Annotated in this window: 13 protein-coding genes; 9 read left to right on the forward strand and 4 right to left on the reverse strand. The window is 62.3% G+C overall.

Translation table 11 applies throughout. The features are described 5' to 3' along the window. Window positions 1-21: 21 nt before the first annotated feature. A complete protein-coding gene (locus AC1Q6Z_RS11150; RefSeq protein ID WP_492647822.1) occupies window positions 22-1,128 on the forward strand; it encodes a hypothetical protein in 1,107 nt (368 codons plus the stop codon). Between the two features lie 70 nt (window positions 1,129-1,198). Here AC1Q6Z_RS11150 and AC1Q6Z_RS11155 read toward each other — a convergent pair whose 3' ends face one another. The 4 genes from AC1Q6Z_RS11155 to AC1Q6Z_RS11170 form a co-directional block, all read right to left on the reverse strand. Then, entirely contained in the window at window positions 1,199-3,400 is a 2,202-nt protein-coding gene (locus AC1Q6Z_RS11155; protein ID WP_492647823.1) for a methyl-accepting chemotaxis protein, read from the reverse strand. Between the two features lie 151 nt (window positions 3,401-3,551). Next, the gene (locus AC1Q6Z_RS11160; RefSeq protein ID WP_492647824.1) at window positions 3,552-4,814 is read right to left on the reverse strand and encodes an MFS transporter; all 1,263 of its coding nucleotides are present in this window, start codon (window positions 4,812-4,814) and stop codon (window positions 3,552-3,554) included. Window positions 4,815-4,915: 101 nt separating this feature from the next. Next, entirely contained in the window at window positions 4,916-5,458 is a 543-nt protein-coding gene (locus AC1Q6Z_RS11165) for an NUDIX hydrolase (protein ID WP_492647825.1), read from the reverse strand. 116 nt (window positions 5,459-5,574) lie between these two features. Further along, window positions 5,575-6,381: a BtpA/SgcQ family protein gene (locus tag AC1Q6Z_RS11170; protein WP_492647860.1), complete on the reverse strand. Its 807-nt coding sequence runs from the start codon at window positions 6,379-6,381 to the stop codon at window positions 5,575-5,577. A gap of 309 nt (window positions 6,382-6,690) precedes the next feature. On the opposite strand from AC1Q6Z_RS11170, the gene AC1Q6Z_RS11175 reads away from it, so the two are divergent. The 8 genes from AC1Q6Z_RS11175 to AC1Q6Z_RS11210 all read left to right on the forward strand — a co-directional run bounded on the left by AC1Q6Z_RS11175 (window position 6,691) and on the right by AC1Q6Z_RS11210 (window position 16,265). Then, window positions 6,691-7,566 carry a DeoR/GlpR family DNA-binding transcription regulator gene (locus AC1Q6Z_RS11175; RefSeq protein WP_492647826.1) on the forward strand — a complete coding sequence of 292 codons (876 nt, stop codon included), beginning with the start codon at window positions 6,691-6,693 and terminating at the stop codon, window positions 7,564-7,566. Continuing rightward, window positions 7,563-9,047 (forward strand): FGGY-family carbohydrate kinase, encoded by a 1,485-nt coding sequence (locus tag AC1Q6Z_RS11180; RefSeq protein ID WP_492647827.1) that lies wholly within the window; start codon window positions 7,563-7,565, stop codon window positions 9,045-9,047. Before AC1Q6Z_RS11175 ends, AC1Q6Z_RS11180 begins: the two co-directional genes overlap by 4 nt. Window positions 9,048-9,279: 232 nt before the next feature. Next, the gene (locus AC1Q6Z_RS11185; protein ID WP_256115264.1) at window positions 9,280-10,101 is read left to right on the forward strand and encodes a carbohydrate ABC transporter permease; all 822 of its coding nucleotides are present in this window, start codon (window positions 9,280-9,282) and stop codon (window positions 10,099-10,101) included. Window positions 10,102-10,161: 60 nt separating this feature from the next. Beyond that, window positions 10,162-11,463 (forward strand): extracellular solute-binding protein, encoded by a 1,302-nt coding sequence (locus AC1Q6Z_RS11190; protein WP_256115265.1) that lies wholly within the window; start codon window positions 10,162-10,164, stop codon window positions 11,461-11,463. Between the two features lie 82 nt (window positions 11,464-11,545). After that, window positions 11,546-12,463 carry a carbohydrate ABC transporter permease gene (locus tag AC1Q6Z_RS11195; RefSeq protein ID WP_256115266.1) on the forward strand — a complete coding sequence of 306 codons (918 nt, stop codon included), beginning with the start codon at window positions 11,546-11,548 and terminating at the stop codon, window positions 12,461-12,463. 1 nt (window position 12,464) lies between these two features. Further along, window positions 12,465-14,744 carry a propanediol/glycerol family dehydratase large subunit gene (locus AC1Q6Z_RS11200; RefSeq protein WP_492647828.1) on the forward strand — a complete coding sequence of 760 codons (2,280 nt, stop codon included), beginning with the start codon at window positions 12,465-12,467 and terminating at the stop codon, window positions 14,742-14,744. Then, window positions 14,741-15,169 (forward strand): diol dehydratase small subunit, encoded by a 429-nt coding sequence (locus AC1Q6Z_RS11205; RefSeq protein WP_492647829.1) that lies wholly within the window; start codon window positions 14,741-14,743, stop codon window positions 15,167-15,169. The genes AC1Q6Z_RS11200 and AC1Q6Z_RS11205 overlap by 4 nt, the downstream gene beginning before the upstream one ends. 13 nt (window positions 15,170-15,182) lie before the next feature. Beyond that, window positions 15,183-16,265: an ABC transporter ATP-binding protein gene (locus tag AC1Q6Z_RS11210; protein WP_492647861.1), complete on the forward strand. Its 1,083-nt coding sequence runs from the start codon at window positions 15,183-15,185 to the stop codon at window positions 16,263-16,265. The last annotated feature ends 5 nt before the right edge of the window (window positions 16,266-16,270 follow it).

Below are 16,270 nucleotides of genomic sequence, written 5' to 3' on the forward strand. Positions count from 1 at the left end.
GAAACAATTTTCAGGCAGATCATGACATTTCCAACCATCACGCTTCCAGCCCGCGCTCTCACCATCAAGCGCGGGGTCATTTCCACGCCGCTCGCCTACTATTTCTCCACGCCGATCCTGCTGGTGATCGCCGTGTTCATGGTGATGACGGAAGGCCCGGGCATCCTTCGCGACTACAAGATCAGCCAGAACCCGCTTGTCCTCCAGAATGCCGATATCAACGGTAAGTGCACCACGCGCAAAGCCGTCTTCACCACCTGCGAAGTCGATCTCACCTATGACTACGACGGCCAGCGGTACGAGAAGGACGTCGAGGTGATGTTCGTCGATTTCCACACCGGCGACTACGAGACCGGCGCCGTGATTTCGGCGGACCAGCCGGATCTTGCCACGATCAGCCTCGGTCTCGACATGCTGTGGAACCGGATCATCACGCTTTCCGCCTTCGCCATCCTGCTGGGCGGCGGGTCGCTGGCGATGATCTTCCTGGCTTTACGCATACTGCGGGTGCGCGCACAATTGCGGCATCCAGCACTCCTGACGCCGATCCCTGTCGAGATCACGGCCATCGACAACAAGCGCAAGCGCTTGGCGGTCACCTATGCGGACAGGCTGAGCGAGCGGAAAACGAAACGCGTGGCCTATACCCGTTTCGAGGCCGGACAGGAACCGATCATCGTCGGCGATGCCGGCAACAACGCGGTGGCACTGGCGGTCTGGCACGGCAACACCGCCCTGCCCGTTCTTCTCGACGACCGGCTGGATCGGATCGACATGTCCGACCAGGAGCGCGCCGACGCGCTCGCACCGCTTTTGGCAGCCGCCGCGTCGGGCGCTGGCCAGCCGGCGGTCGCACGACCTGTCGCGACGCCGCCCAAGGGAATGTCCCTGGCACGGCGCGCTGGTCTATTTCTCATCGTGCTGGTTCTGCTCGTCGCCGGCATCTTCGGCTACTGGCTCTGGTACGTCACGAGCGCACCTTCACAGTACAATTCGCCCGGCATGGACATCAACAACATTATGCCCGAGGCGATCAACCGATGGGGTTGCAGCCAACTGCAAAAACGCTTCGGCGATGGACCGGCGCCATTCGGATGCACTGCCGCTGATTATCAGAGCTGGAAATAGCGAAAGCGCAACGCGCGTCGAAGCCCATGAGGAAGGTCATGGGCTTCGACAAACGCACAGCTCATCCTGCTCAGAATTCTTCCCAGGAGTCGTTCTGGACTGCGACGGCGGCCGAACCCTTTGTGCCAAAGGCGGTGGCGATGCGGTTGACCATGTTGCGGGCGGGCGAGTGCGAGGGAGCCGCCTTGGCGGCGGGTGCAGCCCGCCGCGCGGAGTGCCCCGCGGATGCGCCGCTTCCCAACTGGAACTGCCCGACCAGTTCACGCAGCCGGGTCGCTTCATTGGCCAGCGTCGCGCCAGCGGCATTGGCTTCTTCCACCATGGCCGCGTTCTGCTGGGTCACCTGGTCCATCTGGTTGACGGCCGTATTGACCTCCGTCAGCCCGATCGACTGTTCGCGCGACGACGTCGCAATTGCGTCCATGTGCTGGTTGATCGAGACGATATAACCTTCGATCGTTCGCAGCGCCTCGCCTGTCTGGCTAACCAGATGAACACCGTTTCCAACCTCGGCTGACGAATTGCGGATCAGGTCCTTGATTTCCTTGGCGGCCGTCGCCGAGCGTTGCGCGAGTTCGCGAACCTCCTGTGCGACCACCGCGAAGCCCTTGCCGGCATCGCCGGCGCGCGCGGCTTCGACGCCGGCGTTCAGCGCCAGCAGGTTGGTCTGGAAGGCGATGTCGTCGATGACGCCGATGATGCTGGAAATCTGGTTCGACGACTGCTCGATCTTGCCCATGGCATCGACCGCGTTCGCGACGACATCCCCCGACTGACGGGCGCTCTGGTTCGCCTGAATGGCGACCGTGCGCGCCTCGTCGACGCGCTTGGAGGAGTTGCCCACATTGGTCGTGATCTGGTCGAGCGCCGCGGCCGTTTCCTCCAGCGAGGCAGCCTGCTGCTCGGTGCGCTTGGAAAGATCGTCGGCGCTTTGGCTGATCTCACGCGATCCGCTGTCGATGGAGCCGGTCGCATCCGCAACAGCGGCCATCGTATCGCGCAGCTGCGCGACGGCGCGGTTGAAGTCGCTGCGCAGGCTTTCGAACTCTTCGGTGAACGGCTGGTTCAGCTGGATGCCGAGATTGCCAGAGGCGAGCTGTTGCAGCCCGGAGGCAAGGCCGTTGGTCGCCTGCGCCATCGCATCCCCGCGGACGCGGTCCTGCTCGGCGGCGAGACGCCGATGCTCCTCGGATTCACTGCGCTGGGCTTCCGCCTGGCGTTCCAGGTCACGCGTCTTCAGGCCATTGTCCTTGAACACCTTGACGGCGCGGGCCATCGCGCCGAGTTCGTCGCGGCGGGCATCGCCTTCGATAGTCGCCGTGAGATCGCCGGCAGCCAGGCTCGTCATCGTCCCCGTCAGGCGGCCGAGCGTGCCGGCCAGCGAGCGGGCGAAGAGAAGGAAGCCGAGAAGCGACAGCAGCGAAACCACAGCCGTGCCGATGACCGTCATCCACAGGGCCGTCTTTCCTTCGTCAACAATCGAGCTGACGTCGGACGCGATCTCCAGGATACCGATCTTGGCACCGGAATAATTGTTGAACGGCACCGCCTTGACGATAAAAGTCGCGTCGTTCGACACAACCTGCTTTTCAAGCGCCTCCCCGTCGAAGGCGGCCTTCAGGTCGTCGTCGGAGAGGAACACGGAATCGGTGGTCGAGGCCTGCTTTTCCAGCTTGCCGTCGACGAGGATATGGACCACGACAGCGCCGCCGATCCGTTTCGCAAGCGGCTCGAAATAGGCGTTCGCCAGGCTGGTCCCGACGTCGACAACGCCGACCGTCTGGCCGCCGCTGATGACCGGAGCCGAAGCGAACATGCTGACGGCCGTGCGGCCGGGCTCTATGCCCGCCACGAGCTTGCCGCTGGACAGCGCCTCCACAATGGTCTTGCGGCGCCCCTTCATGTCGTCGCCGAATTTGTCCGGCGTGTGGATGCGGGCGACGGCCTCGCCGTTCGCATTGACGAACGTCATCAATTGCAGGCCGCCGTCACGCACGACGGCAGGCAAGGTCGGTGCGTGCCGGGCGACAATCTCGTCGCGAGCGTTCCGGGTGATCAGGTCGGCAACCTCGGGCTCGCCCGCAACCATCAGCGCGAGGGCGGATGCGGCCTTGCGCTGGGCCGCCATGTCCGTTTCGATGAGGGCGAGGTCGCTCGCGATTTCGCGCTGCAAGGCGTCGTTGGTCGCGATCGATTGCCGATACCAGGCCGTGCCTCCGATCGCGACACTGGAAAACAGAACGGCTGCGAAACCGCAGGCCGTGATCGTCATCCACAGAGGACGTCTAATCTCGACTTCAGGCATTGAATCCCCACCTTGGCACAACTTGAGTTGCATTACTGATGAAGACTAATCCTTCAATTTTGAGTAAATTCTTCCAGGCGAAAAATGCATCGCAATTTCTTGTAGCCGGCAGGCCGTTTCAGCTCGCTATCGCCTCCCTCCTCCACTGGCGAAGCTTCGGCCCGAAGATCAGCCAGCTCACCAGAATAAGGTTCACGATGTTCCACAGGAAGCCGTGCAGGAAGGCGAGGCGATAGGAGCCGGTGGCGTCGAAGATATAGCCGGCCGCGAGCCCCCCGCAGGCCATGCCGAGCACGGTCGCCATCAAAACCAGGCTGATGCGGATGCCGGCCTCACGCGGCGGCAGGAACTGGCGGATGATCACCGCATACATCGGCACGATGCCACCCTGGAACAGCCCGAACAGGCCGGAGATCACATAGAGCGACGACCGGCTGTCGAAGAACAGATAGAGCAGCAGCGCCGCCGCCTGCATGGACGAGCCGAGGATCAGCATCGGGCCTGCGCCGATCCTGTCCGCCACGACCCCTGAAGCCAGGCGGCTGACGACGCCGAGCCCGAGCATCAGCGCGATGATCTGCGTGCCCACGGCCACGCCATAGCCGAGATCCCCGCAATAGGCGACGATATGGACCTGCGGCATCGACATCGCCATGCAACAGGCAAAGCCGGCGACGACGAGAATGGCCTGCAACACGTTCGGTTTCAGGCCGAGCTCATTGCGCGCCGCTTCGGTTGCGGCCTCGGCCTGCGCATAGCTGGCCGTCTGTACGCGCCGCTTCAGCAGCAAACCGATCGGGACCATCACCAGAGGGATGGACAGGCCGATGCCGATATGGGTGGCCCGCCAGCCTTGCGTCGCCTGGAAATGCTCGATGATCAGCGGCCATACCGCGCCGGAGAGATAACTGCCCGAGGCAGCAAAAGCGACCGCGAGCGCACGGTGCTTGCGGAACCAATGAGAGAGGTCGGAGATCAGCGGCGCGAAACCGGCAGCCGAACCAAGGCCGATCACCACCGACAGAGCGGCAAATTGCCAGATATTGCTGGTGAAGGCGGCCAGGACATAGCCGATGCAAAGCAGAAATGCCCCCAGCAACACAGGCAGGACGATGCCGACCCGATCGGCCAGGCGCCCCATCGCCACCCCGCCGAAGGCAAAGCCCAGCATGGTGCAGGTATAGGGCAGCGAGGCACCACCGCGCACCGTGTCGAACTCGATCTGGAGGGTCGGCAACAGCACCACGACGGACCAGTTGCCGACGCAGGCAACAGTGCCGAGAATGAGCGTAAGCACCAGCCGCAGCCAGGCATAAGCGGAATCGACCTCGCCGGAGCCAAGGTCCCCTGGCGCCCCAATTTGCTTTCCCGATAATGCCATGCTTGTCTCTCCTCGACTCAGCCTGCACACTGAACGTTCTTGGACTGCCGTCAAGGATCATCCGCTTTGGAGCGGCGCGGCATGAACAGCAGATCAACGCCTCAACGCGGCTTGAACTCGATAAGCAGCGATTTGAGTTCGATTTCGCGCACGCGGCGCGCGGCCTCGTCCGGGCTGACCCAGGCGATCGTGCGTTCGCCCTTTTCCTTGAACTTGTCGGCGAAGGTCGTGGCCTCGATCTGGAAGACATCGACGATGCAAGGGGCGACGTCGCCGTCGTCCAGCAGTTTCAGATAGGTGTAGCAACCGACGGGTTTCTTGCGGATCTTTCCGCTAATGCCGGCTTCCTGCAAGGCTTCGATCGCCGCCGCCTCGAACGGCTTCTTGCCTTTCATGGGCCAGCCCTTGGGAATGATCCAACGGCCGCTGTCGCGCGAGGTGACGACCAAGAGCTCGAAACCCGATCCGTCCGGCACATAGCGAAAGCACAGGGCACCATATTGCTGGCGAAACGCCCCCGAAAACAGCTTCTCGGGGGTTTCGGCGAGCTTCTGCAAAAGCGTTTTGGATTTGGAGGCCTTCGGCGCCTTCGCCTTCTTGATCGCTTTCGGCTCCTCATCCGCGGGGCAATTCGGCCACTTCACCGCACCTGCAGGGGCAAGGCGACGAGAGCGGGGTTGTCCATTCCATACGCGAACGATGCGGGCGAAGACAAGTTGCAGCGGCGTGCAGGCAGGAGAATTGCTTGTGGGCTGTGATGTCAGCCACGCTCCTTGCGCACGATGTCCATGAACGCCGTCGCCCGCTGCGGATCGACCGCATTCCAGGTATGGCCATCGACTTTAAGCGAGGAGCCCACGACGCAACCATCGGCGACGTTCAGCACATCGATCACCGTGGCATGTTTCACGCCCGTATTGGCGAGCACCGGGGTATCCGGCAGCGCGTTCTTCACCGATTGCAGGTCGACCATTTTCGCCGATTCCCCGGTAATTGCACCCGAGACCAGAACGGCATCCGGGATGGACGAGAAAACGGCCGAACGCGCCCGATCCGCCAGGGGACGATTGTCGATCGAAGCCGCGAATTCCGCCGAGACATTGTTGAGAATGACCAGGTCCCTGCGGTCGAGTTGCCGCGCACGCCGCATGGCGCGGCCGGCATTCGGGGTCCACGGCCCCATATCCGAGGCATAGGTGCCGGTAAAAATCTCGCGCACGAACGATGCGCCGGTCGCCGCGGCCAAGGTGACGGTGCTGTCCGGGTCCCACAGCACATTCACGCCGAAAGGTTTTTCGATCTTCTCGACAAGACGTCCGATGACGAACGCCATGGCCGAGGTGGTGGCGATATCGACCTTCAGTTCATAGGGACGATCGTTTTCATTCCCGAACATCACGGCATCGACGCCTGCCGCCTGCAAAGCCTCCAGATCCTTCAAGGCGCCGTGGTAGATGCCTTCGATCCCGGCATCGGCATCGTAAAGCGGCGTTCCGGGCATCGGGTTCAAATGAACCATTGCGATGACCGGTTTAATGCCGGGAAAAAGCTGGGCGAATTTCGTCATTATGTACTCCGTTGTCCGCCAGCCGAAGGCACGGGCGGCGATGATTGCAGGGGAAAGGGCTCCGTTTTCCGGTATTCGGTCAGTCCGGCCTGCCTGTCGATACCCACTTGAACATAACCAAACAAAAATCTTTTCAGCGCGCAACAAAAATGTTTTATTATGTTCGAAATAGCCAAAAAATATGTTTTATTATGTTCGATACGTGCCGACTTCCCACACTGAACGCCGGAAATCCTGGGAGAACGCCTGATAGATGTGCTACCCGCTGGGAAACAAAATGCCCCGCCAGACCTTGAGACAGGCACACAGATGACGCAGCCCGAACAAAAGATTGCCACCTCCCCTTCGTTCGCGCGAGACCGCACACGAGCGCCGGCACGCGCGCGCCTGGCCCGTATTCTGGAAAGGCTGAACGAAGGCGGATCGATCTCGGTCACGGATATCGCGCAGGAATTTGGCATTTCGGACATGACCGTGCGCCGCGACCTGGCAGAGCTGGAGCGCGACGGATTGCTCGAACGCGTTCATGGCGGCGCGGTGGGGCTGAAGCGCGGGCCGCTTGAGGTGATCGACGATGCCGAGCCGGCTTTCGAGGCCCGCACGCGCCAGAACGCCGAGCGCAAGGCCCGCATCGCGCAGGCCGCCGCCCGTCATGTCGCCGGGCGCAAAGCGATCGCCTTCGACCTCGGAACGACGGTTCTGGCTGCGGCCAATGCGATCGTAAGGGCCGGGCCGGACCCGCAACTGCGCGCCTTCTCCAACAGCCTGCATGTCGGCATGACCATGGCGCGGGCCGGCGTCGCCACCTACATGAGCGGCGGCCTGATCCGCGCCGAGGAAATGTCGCTGACCGGCAAGGAGGCCGTGGACGGGTTCTCCCGCTATTATTTCGACGTCGTGCTGCTCGGCGCCTCGGGCATGACGGCCGAAGGCGTTTTCGATTATTCGCCCGAGGAGGCGGCGGTAAAGTCCGTCTTCCTTCAGCGCTCGGCCGAGCGTGTGCTGCTGATGGACAGCAGCAAGTTCCGCCGGATTTCGACGGTTCTCATCGCCACGCTTTCTGAAATCTCGACGCTGATCACCGATGCGCCGCCGCCGCCGGACCTTGCCACCGTGCTGGCCTCGGCGGGCGTACGCGTGCTCGTCGCCGATCCCTCGCACCTTCCGGAACGATCCCTGGAATGACCGTTTTTCTTGGCCTCGACATCGGCACCACCTCGACCATCGGCATCCTTGTCGATACCGCAGGCAACATCCTGTCGCTCGCTTCGCGGCCGGTGACACTCTACTCCGAGAAACCGGGATGGGCCGAAGAGGAAACGGAGCAGTGGTGGCAAAACTGCTGCGCGATCATCCCGGACCTGCTGGCCCAATCGGGCATCGAGGCCACGCGCATAGCAGGAATCGGCGTGGCGGGAATGCTCCCCGCAACCGTGCTGCTGGACGATGCAGGGCGTCCGCTGCGCCGGTCTATTCAGCAAAGCGACGCTCGTGCCGGAACCGAGGTCGAGGATATCCGGCGCGAAATCGACGAGGCCGCCTTTCTCGAAGCGGCCGGTTGCGGGGTGAACCAACAGCTTGTCGGCGCCAAGATCCGCTGGCTCGCGCGGCATGAGCCGGAGATGCTGGCCCGGGCAAAGACGTTGCTCGGCTCGTACGACTACATCAATTTCCGGCTGACCGGCAAAGCGGCGGTCGAACAGAACTGGGCGCTTGAGGCGGGGATCATCAATCTTGCAAGTGGTGCGATCGATCTCGCCCAGGCGGAAAGAACCGGAATCCCCAAGCACCTGCTCCCGCAGCTGATCAAGTCCTCGGCAATTCTGGGCCGGGTCACCGCAGCATGTGCCCGCGAGACCGGACTTGCAGAAGGCACGCCGGTTGTTGGCGGCGCGGCCGACATGATCGCGTCCTGTCTTGGCGCGGGCGTCGTGAGCAATGGTGACGTGCTTCTCAAATTCGGGGGCGCCGTGGACATTCTGACTGCGACCGACGTGCTCCGTCCCGATCCACGCCTCTTTCTCGATTACCATCTGGTCCCCGGCCTCTGGATGCCGAACGGCTGCATGTCGACCGGCGGGTCCGTGCTGAACTGGTTTGTCGACACGTTTGCGGGCGCAATCGGACCCTTGGACGGCTCGCGCCATGCGGCACTGGATGCAATAGCCGCCGACCGCCCGGCCGGGGCTTTGGGCCTGACCTTCCTGCCCTATCTGCTCGGAGAAAAGACCCCGCTGCACGATCCCTGGGCACGGGGTTCGCTGAACGGACTGACGCTGTCGCACGATCTCGGCCATATCTGGCGCGCGGTGCTGGAATCCTATGCCTATGCAATCCGCCACCATATCGAAACCTTCAATGAGGCAGGGCATCGGACCAGGCGTTTTCTTGTCTCGGATGGCGGAGCGAAATCCTCCGTCTGGATGGGCATCGTCTCCGACGTTCTCGGCCAGCCGCTGCAACGCCTCACCGGACATCCCGGCTCCTGCCTTGGAGCAGCATGGGTTGCCGCCGTCGGCCTCGGCGCCGCAGAATGGAATGGCATCGCCGCCTTCACCACCAGGGACACAATGTTCAATCCAACCCCGGGCAACCGCGAAACATACGACCGCGGCTACGCCGCCTTCCGGGACCTCTACCGCCGCCTCCAAGGCGTGCAATCATGAGGGTCAGCCGTTGACGCTGGCTGAGATGGAATTGCGTCGCTAGCTCGTTCTCGGCGCCATTCCCGACGACGTTTGATCGCATAAGGACCGGCGCGACAACGTGGAGTATGTGCTCGGCGAGAGAATGACGGATTTTCTCGAAACCACGAATGATCAGGCTTAATCGCGCCTTGACACTGCAAAAATTCCGTCGTTACATGTTGCATGTTATAACAAGAAACGAGCGATCGACATGCAACCACCCTTGTACGTGAAGATCCTGACGCACCTCGTTCTGGGGCTCGCGAGCGCCGTCATTCTGCTGCCGCTTCTGTGGGTTCTGAGGACCTCATTCGTCGATCGCGTCATCGCCTACAAGCTGCCGCCGGAGCTCTTCTTCACGCCGACACTCGACAATTATCGGACGATCCTGACGGAGATGGAATTCGGTAAGTTCTTCCTGAACAGCATGGTCGTCGCATCGACGTCGACGCTGTTGGCGGTCATCATCGGGGCGATGGCGGCCTATGCGATCGATCGGTACAGGGCTGGCGGCAGCGCTATGCCGATGATCATCCTCGCGACACAGATGATGCCGCCGATCGTCCTCGTCATCCCTTTCTTTCTGATCTTCAAGAATATCGGCCTGACGGATTCGCGCCTCGGCCTGATATTCGCCTATCTCGCATTCAACCTGCCCTACGTCGTCTGGCTGCTGCTGAGTTTCATGAAGCGTGTGCCGCGGGAGCTTGACGAGGCAGCTCTCATCGACGGGTGCACGCCGCTGACGGCCTTCGTGCGGATCGTGGTTCCGGCGATGCTGCCCGGCATCGGCGCCGCGACGATCCTCAGCTTCGTGCTCTGCTGGAACGAGTTCCTTTTCGCCCTGATGCTCACCGGCCAGCAGACGAAGACCTTGCCGGTTGCGGTCTCAAGTCTAGTGACCCAGCAGGGAACGGCAATCGGCGCAGTAAGTGCCGCCACCATCCTTGCCATGCTTCCCATGGCGCTCCTCTATTTCGCAGTCCGCCGGTTTCTGGTGGCGGGGCTCAATGCGGGCGCGGTCAAAGGCTGAACGAATAACAAGACAGAACGGAGCAAAAAGCTCCGCAACCCCTTCAGATGGAGAACGTTTATGTCACGGTTTTATAAGGCCAGCCTGCTGGCCACGGTTGCTTGCGTCCTTGGTGCCACGTCCGCCTTCGCCAATCCGGCAGAGGTCTGCAAGGACGTGACCCTGAACATGTTGCTTGAAACGGTTCCAGACACCGTCGCGCTACAGAAGGTCGCCCCGGAATTCGAGGCGCTTTCGGGCGCGAAGGTCAACATCGAGGCCGTCAACTACTCGCTCATGCATGAAAAGCTGGTCCCGAGCCTCACGGCCTCGTCCGGCGCCTACGACGTCCTCGTCGTCGACAGCTACTGGGTCGGCGAATTCGTCACGGCAAAATGGATCCAACCGCTCGACGAACGCATCGCCAAGGATGGCGTCGATACGTCCGTCTACTTCCCGGCGCTGATGGATATCAACGGCAAGATCAAGGGAACGACCTATATGCTGCCGTTCTGGCAGTATGCCATGGGCCTTCTCTACCGCAAGGATATCGTGGAAGCGCCAGAATTCCAGGCGGCTTACAAGACCGAGTTCGGCCGCGACTGGCGCCTGCCGGAAACGCTCGAGGAATATGCGGAGCTTGCGAAATGGGCGGGCAAGTTCACGGGCAAGGCGGGCGCTGCCATGTCCGGCCAGCGCGCGGACCCCGTCGTCATGGAAGCAACGAACTACGTCTTTTCGCTGGGCGCCGATTTCTACAATCGCGAGGACTGGGTGCCGACCTTGAACTCCCCAGAAGGAATCAAGGCTGTCACCGTCTACGCGGATCTGATCAACAATGCCGCGCAACCCGGCGCCCTGGGCGCCAATTTCGACGACGTCGCCAATGCCCTCAAGCAGGACAAGGCGGTCTTCGCGATCACCTACCTCTTCCTGATGCCGACGCTCCAGGATCCGAAGGAGTCGCTCGTCGTAGACAAGATCGGCTTTGCCAGGATGCCGGGCGAAGACAGTCTGCTTGGTGCATGGGGATGGGCCGTTCCGAGCAATGCGTCAAACCCGGATTGCTCCTGGGAGTTCATCAAGTGGGTGGAATCCAAGGACATCGCGCTGAAGCGCGGTATCGCAGGCGGCCAGCCGACGCAGACCTGGATCTATGAAAACGCCGACTTCATCAAGGCGTGGCCGGCGATGGCAGCGGTCGGTGACGCGCTCGCCCATGCGAAGGGCCTTCCGGTCATGTCGCGTGCGACCCAGCTTGTCGAAGTGTTTGCGGAAGTGATGGGCGACGTGCTGGCGAACGGCACCGATCCCGCGACGGCCATCACCAATGCGGAAGACAAGCTCGCGGCGCTTACCCGAGGCGATCCGCTCCTGAAGTAAGCCAGGCTCTGCCTGCGCTCACGCCCGCCGCCACGCTCGAACTGGCGGCGGGCCGGTCTGACTGTAGCTGGATCATGATGACATGAAATCTGCGACCACCTCCATGAATCTGCGGGCGCCACACCTCGCTCGAAAGGGCGACGAACTTTCCCTCGGTTTCTACAAGTTCGTCTTCATGACGCCGACCATTCTCGTCATGATGCTGGTCGTCGCGGCGCCGTTGCTCTACTCGTTCTACCTCAGCCTGCACGAGTATATCGTGACCTATGGCCAAGGACCCTTTATCGGCCTCGGCAACTACGTCCTTCTGATGGGACGGGAGTTTGCGGGCGTCTCATGGGTCACGATGAAACTCACGGTCAGCGTGGTGGTGATCGAGTTCCTGATCGCCTTCAGTCTGGCGCTCCTGCTCAATCAATCCTGGCTGCGGTTTCGCGAGTTCTACCTCGTCATCCTGATGCTTCCCATGCTGATGACGCCGGTCGCCGTCGCGCTGATGTTCCGGTTGATGTTCAATCCAAATCTCGGGATTATCAACTGGCTCCTGAGCCTCGTCGGCATCCCAGCACAGGGTTGGTTCGGAGATCCGAACCTGGCGCTCGCGACCGTCATCTTCGTCGATGCCTGGACCGAGACGTCGCTGATGCTGATCATGCTCTATGCCGGCTTGCGGTCGCTGCCGCAGGATCCGGTCGAGGCGGCACGGATCGATGGCGCGAATGCCTGGCAGATCCTCCGGCACGTCACGCTGCCGACGCTCCGACCCGTCATCCTTGTCACGCTGCTGATCCGCATGATCACGGCCCTAAAGAGCTACGACCTCATCTATATCCTCACCCAGGGCGGCCCCGGAAAGACGACAGAAACGATCAGTTTCTATGCCTATCGCCTGGGCTTCCGCTTTCTCGATATCGGGCAAGCCGCGGCCGTCTCGTTCATCCTGCTTATTGCCGTCGTTGCGCTCACGCTCGTCCTGCTGCGCATACTGAGGGAGAGGTAAGATGGAAGAGAATTCAACCGGCAAGCGCCGCTGGCACCGCTTCGAGGAATGGGATGCGCGGCCGCTCAGGCTGGACAGCTTCGCGGACGAGAACCCGGAGGATGGCTTCGCCGTATTCCACAGTCCCTATGATCCAAGCCCGAGCCTGCGGCTTGCACCGGACGGCTCCGTGCTGGAGATGGACGGGCGCCTTGCTGCGGATTTCGACATCCTCGACGCATTCATCGCCCATCACCACATCGACCCCGCCGTCGCGGCGGAAGCCATGGCGATGGACAGCGCGCAAGTGGCGCGCATGCTGGTGGACATCAACGTGCCACGCGCCCGCCTGGAGCAGCTTGCGCGGGGCATGACGCCGGCCAAACTCACCGACGTGCTGGGTCACCTGAACGCGCTGGAGACCACATTCGCCTATTCGAAAATGCGCCAGCGACACAGCCCCGGCAATCAGGCGCATGTCACCAATGCAAAGGATGACCCGCTGCAGCTTGCGGCGGATGCGGCAATCGCCGTCGCGCTCGGCTTCGATGAAATCGAGACGACGATGCGGGTGGCGGGCAATGCCTGGGCGAACGCGCTCGCCTGCACCGTCGGGGCGGCCGCCGGCCGGGGAAGTACGCTCTTCCAATGCTCCATCGAGGAGGCAGAAGAGCTGAAGATCGGCCTTGCGGGCCTTGCGACCTATGCGGAAACGGTCTCGGTCTACGGCACCGAGCGGTCCTTCGTCGACGGCGACGATACGCCCTGGTCGAAAGCCTTCCTGACGGCCGCCTATGCCTCGCGCGGCATCAAGGCGCGCTGCACATCGGGCGCATCGTCGGAACTCCTCATGGGGTTCCATGAGAAGCGCTCCGTGCTTTATCTCGAAGCGCGTTGCCTTTGCCTCCAGCGGGCGATGGGCGTGCAGGGCACGCAGAACGGCGGCATCGACGGCGCACCGCTCACGGCCTCCATGCCGGCGGGCGTTCATGAACTCCTGGCCGAGAACTTGCTTGCCGTCTGGCTCGGGCTCGAATGCGCGTCCGGCAATGATACCCGGATCTCGGAATCGGAAATCCGCGTCGGGGCCAAGATCACGCCCTACCTGCTTGCCGGCTCTGATCTCATCACATCGGGTTTCGGCTCGATAAAAGCCTATGACAATTCGTTCAACCCATCGCTATTCAACAGTGAGGAGCTTGAGGACTACCTCGTCCTCCAGCGCGATTTTCAGGTAGATGGCGGACTTGTGCCCATCATGGAGGACGACGCCCTTCAACTCCGCCGCCAGGCTGTCGATGCCTTGAGCGACGTGCTGGAGGAGCTTGGGCTCGCTCAGGCCGATCAGGCCATGAAGGAGAGCGTCGTCCATGCCTCGGGATCGAACGAGACTGAGACGTTTTCGCCGGCAACGACGCTGGCAATCAGCAACAGCATTGCTGCGCGCGGGCTGACCGCGCTCGACATCATTCGGGCACTGGCGAAGCGCGGGCATGGGCGGCTGGCGGAGAACGTGCTTGTCATGCTGCGCCAGCGCGTGAGCGGTGACTACCTCCAGACATCCGCGGTGATCCGTGACGGCAAGGTCCTCAGCGCCGTCAACGAACCGAACGACTATACGGGACCGGGGACAGGCTACCGCATGAGCCCCGAGAAATGGAACCGCATCAAGTCGATCCGCGGCACGATCAATCGCGAGCACGTGCTCAAGGCGGAAGGCCGCCATGAGGCGCCGACCGGCACGCCGACGCTCTATGGCATTGGCCGGGCGGAAAACGGCCGCGATCCGCACGAAGTCGTCATCGGCATCAGTCCCGCGTTCGGCGAGCGGCTGCACCAGACGACAGCGGGCCACGCAGTCACCGATGTGCTGGACGCGCTCTATTCCGGCATTCTCTCCGGCGGCGGGCTGCCGCGGGTGGTTCGCATCATGCACACCGCCGACACGTCGTTTCTGGGGCTGACGGCAGCGCGCCTGTCGGGTTCGGGCTACGGCATCGGCATCCAGGCCAAGGGCACCGCGATTATTCACCAGCGTGACCGGCTGCCGCACCTAAACCTGGAGCTTTTTTCCAACGCGCCCCTCGTGACGATCGAACACTATCGACGGATGGGCCAGAACGCGGCGCGGATGACCTGGGGCGAGGTTCCCGAGCCGGTCATCGTCACGAATGACGGGCAGGCGCTCAGCGCCCGGTTCCACACGAAGGTCGCACTTCTCTACGCGATCGAGACCGAGATGACGGTGCCCGGCGCCGAGCCGGTCGACCAGTATTTTGCGACACCGGAGCGCAACGCATGAACCAGCCGCAAAACCACGCCGATATCTATCCGCTCTCCGAGAAGGCGCCGGAACTCGTCAGGACCACGACCGGCCTCCCTCTCAAGGACTTCACCCTGGAGGCGGTGCTGGAGGGCCGGGTCGGCGCCGCCGACCTCGCCATCACGCCGGAAATCCTCAGATTGCAGGCTGGGATCGCACGAGCATCCGGGCGCGACAAGCTGGCGGAGAATTTCGAGCGCGCCGCAGAGCTCGTGGCCGTGCCGCAGGACTTGCTGCTCAGCACATACGAGCTTTTGCGGCCCGGTCGGGCTGGCTCCCCGGCGGTGCTTCGCGAGCGAGCACAGGCCCTGCGGAAAGAATTCGGCGCCGAACGCATCGCCACGCTGATCGAGGAAGCAGCTGATGTCTATGACCGGCGCGGCCTGTTCTCAAAGAGATTTTAGGAAAGGGACGACCTTGGCCCAAGTGGAAGTCGTTGGACTGTCGAAGAGCTTTGCAACAGTCAATATCATCGAAGACCTGAACCTGAAGATCGCGGATGGTGAATTCGTCGTGCTTGTCGGACCGTCTGGATGCGGCAAGACGACCTTGCTGCGGATGATCGCGGGCCTTGAAGCCTCGAGTAAGGGCGAAATCAGGATCGGCGACCGCGATGTCACCCGGCTTTCGCCGAAAAACCGCGATATCGCAATGGTGTTTCAGTCCTATGCCCTCTACCCCCACATGACGGCTGCCGAGAACATGGGTTTCAGCCTCAAGCTGGCAGGTGTGCCGTCCGCTCAGATTTCCGAGCAGGTGCAGCGCGCGGCAAAACTCCTGCATATCGAGCATCTTCTCGCCAGAAAGCCGAAGGATCTCTCCGGCGGCCAACGCCAGCGGGTGGCTATGGGCCGCGCGATGGTGCGCCAACCGGCGGTCTATCTGTTCGACGAACCGCTTTCCAACCTCGATGCACAGCTGCGCACGACGATGCGTGCCGAGATCAAGCGGATGCATCTCGAAGAGAAGCAGACTGTGGTCTACGTCACCCATGACCAGATCGAGGCGATGACGCTTGCCGACCGCATCGTCGCCATGCGCGACGGCAAGATCGAGCAGATCGGAAGTCCCGACGACCTCTACAATCGTCCCGCGTCGATTTTCGTCGCCCGCTTCATCGGCTCACCTGCCATGAACGTGCTTCCGGCGACCATCCGTGATGGCAAGATCGTCGTCGAGAACGGCCCGTCCTTCGATTTGCCACAGGCTTTCCAAGGGCTGGGCGCACGGGACGGACGCCACATTCTGCTGGGCATTCGCCCGGAGGCATTCCATCTCAATCCGCCTTCGGAAAACGCGCCGGCTTTCGAGATGACCGTGTCGCTCATCGAGCCCTGCGGCGCCGAAGTCTACGTGATCGGCGAGGTCGCCGGGCGCGATGTCACGATCAGGCTGAGCCCGGGCACGCAGCCTGCCCGCGGCGAGACAAGGCGGATCTACGCTGATCCCCTCGCCCTGCACCTCTTCGACAAAGACAGTGAACTGACACTGCGGACATAGGAGAC

It is taken from the genome of Shinella sp. GW835-FHT14H05 (genome assembly GCF_058793575.1).